The 13,567-nt window shown below is 40.3% G+C and carries 7 protein-coding genes; 3 read left to right on the forward strand and 4 right to left on the reverse strand.

Annotation, left to right across the window (positions count from 1 at the left end; translation table 11 throughout):
* Window position 1 precedes the first annotated feature (1 nt).
* From dcuC to gltB, 3 genes are all read right to left on the reverse strand, one after another.
* On the reverse strand, window positions 2-1,276 hold the full coding sequence (gene dcuC, locus AACV00_RS07845; RefSeq protein WP_004245277.1) for a C4-dicarboxylate transporter DcuC: 1,275 nt from the start codon (window positions 1,274-1,276) through the stop codon (window positions 2-4).
* A gap of 523 nt (window positions 1,277-1,799) precedes the next feature.
* Window positions 1,800-3,197, reverse strand: coding sequence for an FAD-dependent oxidoreductase (locus AACV00_RS07850; protein ID WP_026090455.1), 1,398 nt, complete (start codon window positions 3,195-3,197; stop codon window positions 1,800-1,802).
* 10 nt (window positions 3,198-3,207) lie between these two features.
* Window positions 3,208-7,665, reverse strand: coding sequence for a glutamate synthase large subunit (gene gltB, locus AACV00_RS07855; RefSeq protein WP_161679957.1), 4,458 nt, complete (start codon window positions 7,663-7,665; stop codon window positions 3,208-3,210).
* A 665-nt stretch (window positions 7,666-8,330) separates the two neighbouring features.
* Here gltB and arcB point away from each other — a divergent pair.
* The 3 genes from arcB (at window position 8,331) to mtgA (ending at window position 12,276) form a co-directional block, all read left to right on the forward strand.
* A complete protein-coding gene (gene arcB / locus AACV00_RS07860) occupies window positions 8,331-10,667 on the forward strand; it encodes an aerobic respiration two-component sensor histidine kinase ArcB (protein WP_004245272.1) in 2,337 nt (778 codons plus the stop codon).
* Between the two features lie 236 nt (window positions 10,668-10,903).
* Entirely contained in the window at window positions 10,904-11,554 is a 651-nt protein-coding gene (elbB, locus tag AACV00_RS07865) for an isoprenoid biosynthesis glyoxalase ElbB (RefSeq protein ID WP_012368845.1), read from the forward strand.
* A 20-nt stretch (window positions 11,555-11,574) separates the two neighbouring features.
* The gene (gene mtgA, locus AACV00_RS07870) at window positions 11,575-12,276 is read left to right on the forward strand and encodes a monofunctional biosynthetic peptidoglycan transglycosylase (RefSeq protein WP_004252674.1); all 702 of its coding nucleotides are present in this window, start codon (window positions 11,575-11,577) and stop codon (window positions 12,274-12,276) included.
* 3 nt (window positions 12,277-12,279) lie between these two features.
* Here the strand turns inward: mtgA and AACV00_RS07875 are convergent, their stop codons facing one another.
* Window positions 12,280-13,161, reverse strand: coding sequence for a helix-turn-helix transcriptional regulator (locus AACV00_RS07875; protein WP_004245268.1), 882 nt, complete (start codon window positions 13,159-13,161; stop codon window positions 12,280-12,282).
* Window positions 13,162-13,567 lie beyond the last annotated feature (406 nt).

Genomic DNA, 13,567 nt, shown 5'->3' on the forward strand with positions numbered 1-13,567 from the left:
CTTATAACATGAATAACGCAACAGCGATGACGCCGATAATCATACCCGGTGCAGTACGTTTTGCGATTTCCATAGGGTTGATATTGGCAAGACCAGCACAAACAATGGCTGCCCCTGCTAATGGTGACATTGTACGACCTAATGCACCTGATAATGCTGCTGCCATACCCATGTCAGGAATTTCATAACCAAATTGTGCAGCGTGTGGTGTGACGGTTTCGTTGAAAGCAAATGCTGCAGCATCACCAGAGCCAGTAATAATCCCCATTAAGAATGGCCCTAATGTACCACCCCAACGGGCAAATTCAGGTGAGTGAGTTAAGAAGTTGATAAAGGCATCAATCAGACCTGATGCTTTTAGACCGGCTGCAAATACGGCTGCTGCGATAATGATCCCCAGTACATCCCCATAAGCATTACCCATCCCTTTAAAGAACTCTTTAGTAATTTGAGCCGGATTGGTTAATGTGATGATCAGTGCATAAATGGCACCAATTAACATTGCTGCTGGCACAGATAGTTTAAAAGTACTAAATGTTTCGAAGAAAGGTAGTATTAATAGAATTAATGGGATAAAAGGCGCAGTTGCATATAAATAATTAGGGCGTACTGCTTCTGGTGTTGCTTGAGAAGATGAGTTGGCGACATCTGTGGCTACAGAAGAGACTTTAAACTCTTTTTTCACTAAAGCGACAACAGCGAGTGAAACTGCTGCTATTGCTCCTGCCATTAAACTATATGGGCTATGGCGAGCGATTAAATCGACGACTTCCATATTGGCCATATTCGCCACAAAAGCGTTATGTGACATACCAGGGCTTAACATGGAACCGATAGTACCACATAACACCGCACCACCTGCGATTGCGGGGTGAATACGTGCCGCGATTAATAACGGAATAAGTGTTGCACCAACGGCCGCTGCACATCCGGCTGCTGATGGGATCGCAATATTAATAAAATAAGTGACGATCACTGTTGCTGGAATAAGAAAGAAACCAAGACGAGTCAGGACTTTTGATAAAACATGGACTAAGTGCATATCGCACTTGGTGTATTTCATCACGTAGGCAAAACCCATACTTGAACAGATAGCTTGAATTAATGATGATGAAACCATGCGATCACTAAATGCAGTGAAAGCATCAAGCGGTGTCAGACTTAAAATACATAACAATAAGCCGGCACCGATCAATACCATACGGGTTTCATATTTTTTTATTAGCAAATAGACCGTTACGATAATAACGGCTACGGCTATAAGTTGCATCACCATGGTGATCCCCTAGTTAATTATGACAATGTGCTTAATGAATAAAATAACCCAATATCAATAAGTTATATTTTTCGGTAAAGTTATCAGGTAATTCCATTATGAAGTTGCTAGGCTGACAATATTTGATTGTTATCAAGTTTGCGCACTGAAATAAAATCTATTTTTTTAGACTGTGATGTTATTAACAATTGCAGTCAAATAATGATGGACAAAAATTAGCGTAAAAGTTAAATAAAAACAGATAAAGTAAAAATTAGGAAAATAAATTAAATTAACTATAGAGCATAGATGTTATTTTTATACAAAATAAAACAACTATTTTTTGTAGAAAGGTGTTGGAGGAAATTATTATTAAACAATAATGAGAATAATTATTAAAATAGTTGTTTTTAGGAGGGGGGATTAATATTTATAATAGTTAAAAATAAATTACCCCATTTTAATAAAACAGGGTAATTTATAAATAAAATTGTATTGTTACTATTTTAGTATTAAAGATAAGTAATATTGAATATTGCTATCTTTAACAAGATAAATAACGCAAGATCCCTTCCGCTGCTTCTCTTCCTTGTGCTATCGCGGTGACCACCAGATCGGAGCCTCTTACAATATCACCTCCAGCAAACACCTTAGGATTGGTCGTTTGCAAAGGTAATAGTGGATCATCATTAATAATAATTCTACCCGATGATGCGTATTGAATATTATTTTCATCTAACCACGGATAGTGTGCAGGTTTAAAACCAAATGCAAGAATAACCGCATCTGCGGATAATATATGTTCGCTGCCTTCTATATATTTTAATTCCCCGTTGGTTTGTGTTTTTATTACACGAACACCGATGACGTTATTATTAGCATCTACTTCAATATCAAGGGGTTGGCGATTAAATAAAAATTCGCCACCTTCTTCTTTGGCATTTTTTACTTCACGTTTAGAGCCGGGCATATTATTTTCATCGCGACGATAAACACAAGTTACTTTAGTGGCACCTTGGCGGATCGCGGTTCGTACACAATCCATCGCCGTATCCCCACCCCCTAGCACCACCACGTGCTTTTTATTGAGGTCGATATAAGGTGATTGGGGATCTTCTGCATAACCCATTAAATGGCGAGTATTACCAATTAAATAAGGTAAGGCATTATAAACCCCCATTGCGTTCTCATGGGCAAAATGACCACTCAAACTTTGATAAGTACCCAAGCCAAGGAAAACAGCATCATATTGCTCCGTCAGTGTTTTTAGTGAGATATCTTTGCCTATTTCTGTATTAAGACAAAAGGTTATTCCCATTTCGCTAAATAACTCGCGTCGTCTTACCATCAGCGATTTTTCAAGTTTAAAAGAGGGAATACCGAAAGTGAGTAATCCACCGATTTCAGGGTGTTTATCATAGACTACGGGTTTTACTCCTTGGCGGATCAGCACATCAGCACAAGCCAATCCCGCAGGGCCTGCACCAATAATGGCGACTTTTTTATCTGTCATGGTGACTTGAGACAGGGAAGGGCGCCAGCCCAGCGCAAAGGCGGTATCATTGATATAGCGTTCTATATTACCAATAGTGACCGCACCAAATTCATCATTTAACGTACAAGCGCCTTCGCATAATCGGTCTTGTGGACAAACACGACCACAGATTTCCGGTAAGCTATTGGTTTGATGAGAAAGCTCTGCTGCTTCTATTATTCGTCCTTCATTGGCTAATTTTAGCCAATTAGGGATATAGTTATGCACCGGGCATTTCCATTCACAATAAGGATTACCACAGTCTAAACAGCGATCGGCTTGTGCAGAGGCTTGCTCAGCAGAAAATGCCTCATAAATCTCGACAAACTCAATTTTACGCACAGCTAACGGTTTTTTAGTCGGTTCAACGCGATTTAAGTCGATAAATTGATACACATTCTGACCCATCATTTTTCTCCTATTGTGCCTGAACGCGTAATTCAGCGACTGAACGGCGAGGATGACCTAATAAGGCATGAACATCACTCGATTTAGGTTTGACTAATTTAAAGTGTTGTGACCAATATTCCCATTGAGAAAGTAGTCTTTCTCCTTGTTGGGAGCCAGTTAGCCGTACATGCTCTGCGATCATACCGCGAAGATGCTCTGCCAAAATCGCATAATTAGCCACGGGAAGAAGCTCAATAGAGGCGTTATTGATCCGTTGTGATAGTGTGGTATCTTCATCTAACAGATAGGCAAAGCCCCCCGTCATCCCTGCACCAAAGTTAATCCCTGTTTTACCAAGAATACAGACAATACCGCCGGTCATATATTCGCAGCCATTATCCCCAACCCCTTCAATAACCGCAATGGCGCCAGAGTTTCTGACTGCAAAACGTTCACCCGCTAATCCAGATGCATAGAGTTTTCCACCTGTTGCGCCATATAAACAGGTATTTCCCATAATCGTGGTCTGATGGGCTTTAAAGGCAGAACCGACTGGCGGTGAAATAACAATGCGTCCACCCGCCATGCCTTTCCCGACATAATCATTGGCATCACCCACTAAGGTTAATTCCACCCCTTGCGCATTCCAAACGCCAAAACTTTGACCAGCAGTACCCGTAAAGTGAAGTTTTATTGGTGTAGCAGATAAACCACTTTCACCATAGGTTTTGGCAATGATCCCGGATAACGTGGCTCCCACTGAACGGTCTGTGTTACGAATGGCGAAATAGTGGGTTTGGCTTATCTTTTGTTCGACGCCCGTGATGGTTTGCGCAACAATACGTTGATTTAATTCTCCTTTATCATAAGTATCATTGTGCTCCTGACAATAGAGCGCTTTACCTGTAGGAGAGGTCGCGGTTTCTAATAATCCTGTGAGTGATAATTTTTGCTGCTTACTGGTTATCCCCTCTAAGCAAGAAAGCAAGTCCGTTCTGCCGATTAAATCGGTTATTTTCCTTACGCCAAGTTGTGCCATAAGCTCACGGGTTTCTTGGGCAATAAAACGGAAATAGTTGATAACGCGCTCAGGTAAACCATGAAAATGTTGGCGGCGTAGGGTTTCATCTTGGGTTGCAACCCCCATAGCGCAATTATTTAAATGGCAAATTCGCAGATATTTACAGCCTAACGCCACCATTGGCCCGGTACCGAAACCAAAACTTTCAGCCCCTAAAATGGCCGCTTTTATAATATCAACCCCCGTTTTTAATCCACCATCAACTTGTAAGCGCACTTTATGACGCAGATTGTTGGCAACTAATGCTTGTTGCGTTTCTACTAGCCCTAGTTCCCAAGGGCTACCTGCATATTTAACTGACGTTAATGGGCTGGCACCAGTACCGCCGTCATAACCTGCAATAGTAATTAAGTCTGCATAAGCTTTAGCGACTCCGGTGGCGATTGTACCAACACCCGGCTCAGAGACCAGTTTGACAGAAATAAGCGCACGGGGATTAATCTGTTTTAAATCGAAAATCAGTTGTGCTAAATCTTCAATAGAGTAGATATCATGATGGGGAGGCGGGGAAATCAGTGTGACGCCCGGTACGGCATAACGCAGTTGCGCAATATAAGGCGTGACTTTATCACCGGGTAACTGGCCACCTTCACCGGGTTTTGCCCCTTGTGCCACTTTGATTTGTAATACATCCGCACTCATTAGATAAGACGGCGTGACACCGAAACGACCTGAAGCTATCTGTTTGATACGCGAAACTTTGTTGGTGTTGTAGCGTGCCGGATCTTCACCACCTTCTCCAGAGTTTGAAAATCCGCCTAAGGTATTCATTGCTTGCGCAAGGGCTTCATGGGCTTCTTTACTTAATGCACCAATTGACATCGCCGCAGTATCAAAGCGTTTAAACAGTTCACTTTCTGCTTCGACATCTTCAATTGCAATAGGGGTTGTGTCATTGAGAGCTAATAGATCACGTAAGGTGGTAATAGGGCGTTGTTGCACTAATTGGGAATAATGTTGGTAATCAGCATAGTCACCACTATTTACCGCTTTTTGCAACGCTTGAACCACATCAGGATTATAGGCGTGATATTCTCCTTGATGGGTATATTTTAATAACCCACCAGCGTCTAGAGGATAGCGAGTTAGCCAAGCACGTTTGGATAGATTAAATAAGTCTTGTTCAAAATCGCTAAAATCTGCACCGTTAATACGATTATCAACCCCATCGAAGCAACGTTTAACGACATTATCATGCAACCCTACGGCTTCAAATAGCTGTGAGCAACGGTAAGAGGCAACGGTGGAGATCCCCATTTTGGACATTATCTTATACAGACCTTTGTTGATCCCATTACGATAATTGAGCATGACTTGCGCATAAGTACCCGACAATATTTTTTTATCGACTCGTTGCGCTAAGGATTCATAAGCCAGGTAAGGGTAAATAGCGGTTGCGCCAAAACTTAATAGTACAGCGAAGTGGTGGGGATCACGGGCGCTTGCAGTTTCAACAATAATATTGGCATCACAGCGTAAATTATTATCTACCAAGGCTTTTTGTACCGCACCTACCGCCATAGGCGCAGGAATAGGTAATCGCGCTTGAGTGATATTTCTGTCGGATAAAACCAGTAATACTGCGCCACGATTAACCGCTTGTTGCGCCGTTTCACATAAGATGTGTAGTGCGGTTTCTAAATTATTTTCAGTCGGTTGATAGGTGATATCTAGCGTGATGGATGAATAATAAGGGCTTTCTTGATTGAGTAGTTGTTGAAAATCACTATAAAGCAAAATGGGTGATTTAAAACTGAGGCGATGGGCTTGTCCTTCCGCTTCACTAAAGACATTCATTTCGCGACCAATACAGGTTGCTAAAGACATCACATGCGCTTCTCTTAATGGATCAATCGGCGGATTGGTCACTTGCGCAAACTTTTGTCTAAAATAGTCATAAATTAAGCGTGGGCGCTGAGAAAGCACGGCAAAGGGCGTGTCATCTCCCATCGAGCCGGTGGCTTCCTGCCCATTTTCAGCCAGTACATGCAAAATCGTTTCCAGCTCTTCTTGGCTATAAGCGAACTGTTTTTGGTATGTCGCCAGTAAGCTATCATCAAAAGCGCGCTCTCCTGTCGCTTGTGGCTCAGGCAATTGCTCAAAAGGGATCAGGCGTTTAACGTTACGCTCCAACCAAAGTTTATACGGGTGTCGCCTTTTTAAATCTTCGTCAGTTTCAGCAGAATGTAAAATGCGACCTTGATAAGTATCTATTACCATTAGTTCGCCAGGGCCGACACGCCCTTTTTCTAGAACTTCATCAGGTTGATAATCCCAAATGCCAATTTCAGAAGCACAGGTAATAATATTATCGGTCGTGATAACATAGCGAGCTGGACGCAGGCCATTTCTATCGAGTGTACAGGCTGCATAGCGACCGTCAGATAACACGATCCCCGCAGGTCCATCCCAAGGCTCCATATGCATAGAGTTAAAATCAAAAAAAGCACGTAGATCATCATCCATTTGTGGATTATTTTGCCATGCAGGTGGCACTAATAGGCGCATAGCGCGGACAATATCCATCCCCCCATTAAGAAAGAGTTCGAGCATATTATCCAGTGAGCTTGAGTCTGAGCCACTCTCATTTACAAAAGGCGCTGCAGTTTGTAAATCGGGGATCAGCGGCGTATGAAATTTATAGGCTCTTGCTCTTGCCCATTGACGATTTCCGGTAATGGTATTGATTTCACCATTATGGGCAAGATAGCGAAAAGGTTGCGCAAGCGGCCATTTTGGGGTGGTATTGGTGGAAAAACGTTGATGAAAAAGACAGATGGACGATTCCATCCGTAAATCCGCTAAGTCAGTAAAAAAGCGAGGCAAATCAATTGCCATGCACAGCCCTTTATAGACAGTCACTAAATTAGAGAGGCTACAAATATAAAAATCATTATCGGTAATACGTTTTTCAATTCGGCGACGAGCGATAAATAAACGACGCTCAATATCATTAATACGCCATCCGGCAGGTGCATTGACAAAAATTTGTTCTATTGACGGTAAAGAAGAGAGGGCGATACTGCCTAAAATATCTGTGTTAGTTGGTACTTTACGCCAGCCAACGATAGAGAGTGTTTCTCGTTGCAATTCTTCTTCAACAATTTGACGGCACTGTGCAGCGATAGCATTATCTTGGCTTAGAAACAGCATGCCTACTGCGTAATTGTTCGCTAAATGCCAGCCATTTTCCTCGGCAATTAACTGAAAAAAACGCGTTGGTTTTTGTAATAATAATCCACAACCATCGCCGGTTTTTCCATCAGAAAGGATCGCGCCACGATGCTGCATACGGGCAAGGCCATGGATCGCATTTCTGACAATTTTATGGCTGGCTTTCCCCTCAATATGGGCTATTAACCCAAAACCACAATTCTCTTTTTCCGCTGTTTTTTGATAGAGCATAGTTTGCTTCCTACTTAGTTTATGGGCACCTCAAGAACGAGCGCAAAAGGAACGATTTTGTCTCAAGGGTGTAGGTAAATTTATGGGTGCTCATCGGGTGATGGTGTCTTTAGCTTTGCTATCTCGGTTTTTTATTTTGCTAAGCTACTAGTCAAATTATCGATAAATAAAAAACAGGTCAATCAGCAAGGATATTTGACTATAGCCAGCGTGATGAGCGTTTTTTTTCTTTAATTATTTGATAAATAAAAATATTATTTGAAAATTATTTCATTGGTTATGGGATAGTGAGTGTGAGCTATCTCACTTTTTTTATGGGGTTCTGCTTTATTGCATTCTTTGATGTTAGGTAATGCCAGTGAATTTATCTTAATTATTAATCTATTTTAGTATTTTATTGTTTTTATACTTTTTATCTAAAAAAAGACAAATTGCATTTTTTAATTTCTCTCTTTGGTAAAGAATATAACTATTATTTATGTAATGCCTCTATAAATTGTTTTTATAAATACCCGCGGGAAAAGGAGGATCACTGATACAAAATAATGCAAAGGCAAGATACAAGGTGAAAAATCGTGTTTTGGCTACAATTTTCTGAATGTTCACCACTTCGTCAATGTATTTTTAAGGTATCATTCTCTAGATTCAATCTATTGGAGTTTTCAATGAAATTGCTCAAAGGGCTTGCCCAATATTATGTAGATTTAATGATGAGGCTAGGGTTAATCCGCTTCTCATTACTGTTAGCATCCGCATTGGTTGTATTAGCGATGGTCGTACAGATGGCCGTGACATTCCTACTTGCCGGTGATGTCACTAGTATCGATCTGGTACGCTCTATCTTCTTTGGTTTGATTATTACCCCTTGGGCTGTCTATTTTCTTTCCGTGGTGGTAGAGCAACTTGAAGAATCACGACGTCGTTTATCGCGGATGGTCGATAAATTAGGCGTAATGCGACAGCGAGACTTAGAGCTGAATTCACAATTAAAAGAGAATATTGAGCAATTAAATTTAGAGATCCAAGAGCGTGAAAAAGTAGAAAAAGCCCATCTTGAACTATTGGAAAAACTCAAAAGCGAAATGAAGCGTCGTGAATTGACGCAAATTGAACTAGAGCAACAATCTTCATTGTTACGCTCCTTCTTAGATGCCTCGCCAGATCTGGTCTACTATCGCAACGAAGATAATGAGTTTTCTGGTTGTAACCGTGCTACAGAGCTATTGACCGGTAAAAGTGAAAAGCAATTAATTGGCTTAACACCACTGGATGTGTATGACGAAGATATCGCCGTCAAAGTGATGGAAACCGATGAGAAAGTCTTTCGCCATAATGTGTCACTCACTTATGAGCAGTGGTTGGTGTATCCGGATGGGCGTAAAGCGTGTTTTGAGTTACGCAAAGTGCCCTTTTATGACCGAATTGGTAAGCGTCACGGCTTAATGGGCTTTGGACGTGACATTACAGAGCGTAAGCGCTATCAAGACGCGTTAGAAAATGCTAGCCGTGATAAGACCACCTTTATTTCTACAATCAGCCATGAGCTACGTACGCCGCTTAATGGGATTGTGGGGTTAAGTCGTATTTTATTGGATACCGAATTATCACCAGAACAGCTCAACTACTTAAAAACTATCCATGTCAGTGCCATAACGTTAGGTAATATTTTTAACGATGTGATTGAAATGGATAAAATTGAGCGCAGAAAGATCCAGCTTGATAACCAACCTATCGACTTTACTGAATTTATCTCTGATTTAGAAAACCTATCGGGATTATTAGTCCAACCTAAAGGGTTAAAATTCACCTTAGAAGCGCAAGAAACGTTACCGCATAAAATTACCACCGATGGGACTCGTTTGCGTCAAATCTTATGGAACTTAATTGGTAATGCGGTGAAATTTACCCAAGAAGGGGAAATTAAAGTACGCATTTGGCAAGAAGCGCCTGATAAGTTGTTCTTTGAGGTGAAAGATAGTGGTATTGGTATCCCTCAAGGTGAACTTGAGAAAATCTTTGCCATGTACTATCAGGTCAACGACAGTCAAGGTGGACGTTCTGCAACGGGAACAGGTATTGGTCTTGCTGTCTCAAAACGCTTAGCACAGCATATGGGAGGCGATATTCATGTGGAGAGTGAGTTAGGACATGGTTCTATCTTTACGCTTTCCATTGTCGCTCCTGCGATTAAAGAGCAAAGTGATTTTGAAGAGGATGATGAATTATTGCTTCCTGCCCTTAATATCTTACTGGTTGAGGATATTGAGCTAAATGTTATCGTAGCATGTTCAGTATTAGAAAAATTAGGCAACACGGTAGATGTGGCGATGACTGGGCAAGAGGCTTTGCAAATGTTTAAGCCGGGTGAATATGACTTAGTATTGTTAGACATTCAATTACCTGATATGACCGGATTTGATATTTCAAGAAAATTACGTCAAGAGTTTGATAGCAGTGAATTGCCGCCATTGATTGCCTTAACCGCCAATGTCTTAAAAGACAAAAAAGAGTATTTAGACGCTGGAATGAATGATGTGCTCAGTAAACCGCTTTCTGTGGATGCGTTGACAGCCATTATTAATAAATTCTGGGGAGATGAAGCGGTTTCCGTGACATCGAGTGAGTCACCTCAATTGTTGAGTAAAAATGAAGAGTTACTCGATATCGACATGCTGAATCAATACATCGAACTTGTCGGACCTCAATTAATCACGGATGGTTTAGATGTTTTTGAAAAGATGATGCCAAGTTACCTGTCTGTCCTTGAATCTAATCTGACGGCACGTGATCAAAAGGGCATCACTGAGGAAGGACATAAAATCAAAGGCGCGGCAGGCTCTATAGGTTTAAAACATTTACAGCAACTGGCAAAACAGATCCAATCTCCAGAATTACCTGCATGGTGGGATAATGTTCAGGAATGGGTAGATGAGTTAGAAAGAGATTGGAGAAAGGATGTAGAAAGTTTAAGAAACTGGTTGGCAGACGCTAGAAAAAAATAACCCCAACCGAAGGTTGGGGTGCGCGAATACTGCGCCAACACCAGGGAAACTTTTCTACTCGCTTTTTTGATTATCATTACATAGGCGAATAGGATGAAGCTATTCCATACATCATACAAGCAACAAAATAGCAAATATAAGTTTTTTTGTTACAAGAAACATTTAAATATGTGATGGCGATTGGTGTTTACACCTATAAATGGGTAACTAGTAATCTACTACAAATGGAGAAAGATATGAAATCAATTGCGGTAATTTTAAGTGGTTGTGGTGTCTTTGATGGCAGTGAAATTCACGAATCAGTGCTCACAATGCTTGCTTTAAGCCAAAATAAAGCTGAGGTTCATTATTTTTCACCTAATGATTTTCAACCTACTGTAATTAATCATATTACTGGAGAAGAAAAAGCAGAAAAAAGGAATATGATGGAGGAGGCTTCGCGTATTTCTCGTGGGAAAATATCGCCTTTATCAGATGCTAAGGCTGAAAACTTTGATGCAGTAATTATCCCCGGAGGTTTTGGTGCAGCAAAGAACTTATGTAATTTCGCCACGAAAGGTGTTCAGTGTGAAATTAACCAACAGCTCTTAACTTTTGTTCAAAAGATGCATCAACAGAAAAAACCACTAGGTTTAATGTGTATCGCCCCCGTTATGTTACCAAAGATGTTAAATGCCCCAGTAAAACTAACCATTGGTAATGATGCAAAAACGGCAGAAATGATCACCGAAATGGGAGGGATACATATTAATTGTCCTGTCGACGAAATAGTGGTTGATGATGAGTATCGGGTTGTGACCACCCCTGCATATATGCTGGCAGAATCGATAGCACAAGCTCAGGTGGGGATTGAGAAGCTGGTTAAAAAAGTACTAGAAATGGCATAACAATAGAGTGAATACAGCAGATGGTACTAGTGAGAAAGTTAAAGAAACTATTAATTATTCTAATTGCTTTATGGTTAGGGATAGTTGTCCTGTTTTCTTTTTTACCGGTGCCTTTTTCTGCTGTAATGCTACAAAGACAAATTTCTTCGTGGAGTAAGTTTGATTTTTCTTATGTATCCCATTCTACATGGGTTAATGAAAATGAGATATCCCCACAGATCTATTTAGCGGTAATAGCCTCTGAAGATCAAAATTTTCCAAAACATTGGGGATTTGATTTCGATGCGATTGAAAAAGTTTTCCAAAATAGCCTGCAAAGCTCAAAAACGATACGAGGTGCCTCTACTATTTCACAACAAACGGTCAAAAACTTATTTTTGTGGGATGGGCGTAGTTGGATAAGAAAAGGACTTGAAGCCGGAATGACGCCAGTGGTGGAGCTAATTTGGTCTAAAAAACGTATTTTAACCGTTTATCTGAATATCGTAGAGTTTGGCGACGGTATTTTTGGGGTTGAGCAGGCTTCTCAGCACTATTTTCGCAAGCCTGCTAAACAACTCACCGCCCATGAGGCGGCTTTATTAGCCGCTGTTTTACCTAATCCACATATTCTTCATGTTAATAAGCCTTCCGCGTATTTGCTAAAACGACAGCAGTGGATCTTAAATCAAATGCGATTAATGGGAGGAACTTCGTTTTTAAGCAAAAATGCGTTGTTATAACCATTAAAATACTTTTTTTATTGACTCGTCATTTTGTGACGCCATTGTTGCTATTGCATTCGGATCGTTTGCTTGGCGAGATTGGGTGCGAAATTGCGATGGTGTCATACCATATTTACGTTTAAATGCGTCACAAAAATAAGCATTACTACCAAAACCACAGCGATGACTAATTTGAAACACAGAATAGTTAGAAAAGGTGAGGTAATTTAATGCGATCCCCATTCTGACATCCAACAGTAATTGGCAAAACGAAACGCCCTCTTTACTTAAATGGCGACGTAATGTTGATGGCGTAGTATAGAGCGTTTTTGCTACATCCTCTAAATGCCATTTACGTTGCGGATCTTGTGTTATTAGATGAGTAATCGCCTGATTTTTTGGCTCATCATAATTAAAACGAAAAATATTAAGAATATCGACCCCTTCGTGATAAACCGCCAGCAAAATAAAAAAGAGGCTCTGTTGCATAAACAGGGTCTCTTGAGAGGGGGTGCCATGTTCAAGCGGTAGACATTGCTGAAGTAACGTAAAATTAGTTTTAACCACCTCAGGTGTTGATAGATGATAATCAGGAAGATGACGAGTAATCGGCGCCCCTGATTTTATTAATGGTTTAAGTAAAGAGAACACAGATTGTAATTCAGTTTCAGACAGTACTAAGGTATGTAATTCAATCGGTTTAGTCGGGAAAAAATTTGTCACATCACAAGAAACTTGACTATATTTAGGAATAATCAACGTGAGATTAGTGGTGACTGTGATAGTTTGCCCATTAATACAAATCTCACCTTTTGCACCATATACCATCGCGATCATCGGGTTTTCGATGTAAAACGTTTTTAAGGATATTTGGTTAGAAGAAAGTATGTGTTTGTATTCCATTGTCTTAGATATACCACAGGCAAGTTCAAAATGAACATGGGTTAAAATAAACAAAGCTTAAAGTTAACCACTTAATTTGTGAACTTATAAGCAGTAAGCATGGGTTTTATTATCACAATATTCCTATTGCGAAACCGCGTCGTTATACCGAATAGTATAAGAGTGGCTCAGAATATAATCTTGTTGCTGAGCAATAACAATATCGATATCTGTTCATTTTTTACTTTTATTTTTACCATTGTTATTTTTTCTAAACAAATTGCTGTTTATTTAAAACGCATTTTTTGAAACTCGGTGTAAAATCGCGCGGCATTGATGGAGCGCTTTATCCTGTTTGAGGAAAATGCAATTTATCTTTATTCACACCCTACCCAACATTCATTTCATTATTTTCTCGGTGATATTG

The sequence above is a fragment of the Proteus sp. G3927 genome (assembly GCF_963894685.1).
Lineage (GTDB): Bacteria > Pseudomonadota > Gammaproteobacteria > Enterobacterales > Enterobacteriaceae > Proteus > Proteus mirabilis.

Coding starts and splice junctions, on each gene's coding strand:
- mtgA (WP_004252674.1), top strand. CDS start 11,575: ATGGTACTAGTGAGAAAGTTAAAGAAACTATTAATTATTCTAATTGCT.
- AACV00_RS07850 (WP_026090455.1), bottom strand. CDS start 3,197: ATGGGTCAGAATGTGTATCAATTTATCGACTTAAATCGCGTTGAACCG.
- arcB (WP_004245272.1), top strand. CDS start 8,331: ATGAAATTGCTCAAAGGGCTTGCCCAATATTATGTAGATTTAATGATG.
- elbB (WP_012368845.1), top strand. CDS start 10,904: ATGAAATCAATTGCGGTAATTTTAAGTGGTTGTGGTGTCTTTGATGGC.
- gltB (WP_161679957.1), bottom strand. CDS start 7,665: ATGCTCTATCAAAAAACAGCGGAAAAAGAGAATTGTGGTTTTGGGTTA.
- AACV00_RS07875 (WP_004245268.1), bottom strand. CDS start 13,161: ATGGAATACAAACACATACTTTCTTCTAACCAAATATCCTTAAAAACG.
- dcuC (WP_004245277.1), bottom strand. CDS start 1,276: ATGGTGATGCAACTTATAGCCGTAGCCGTTATTATCGTAACGGTCTAT.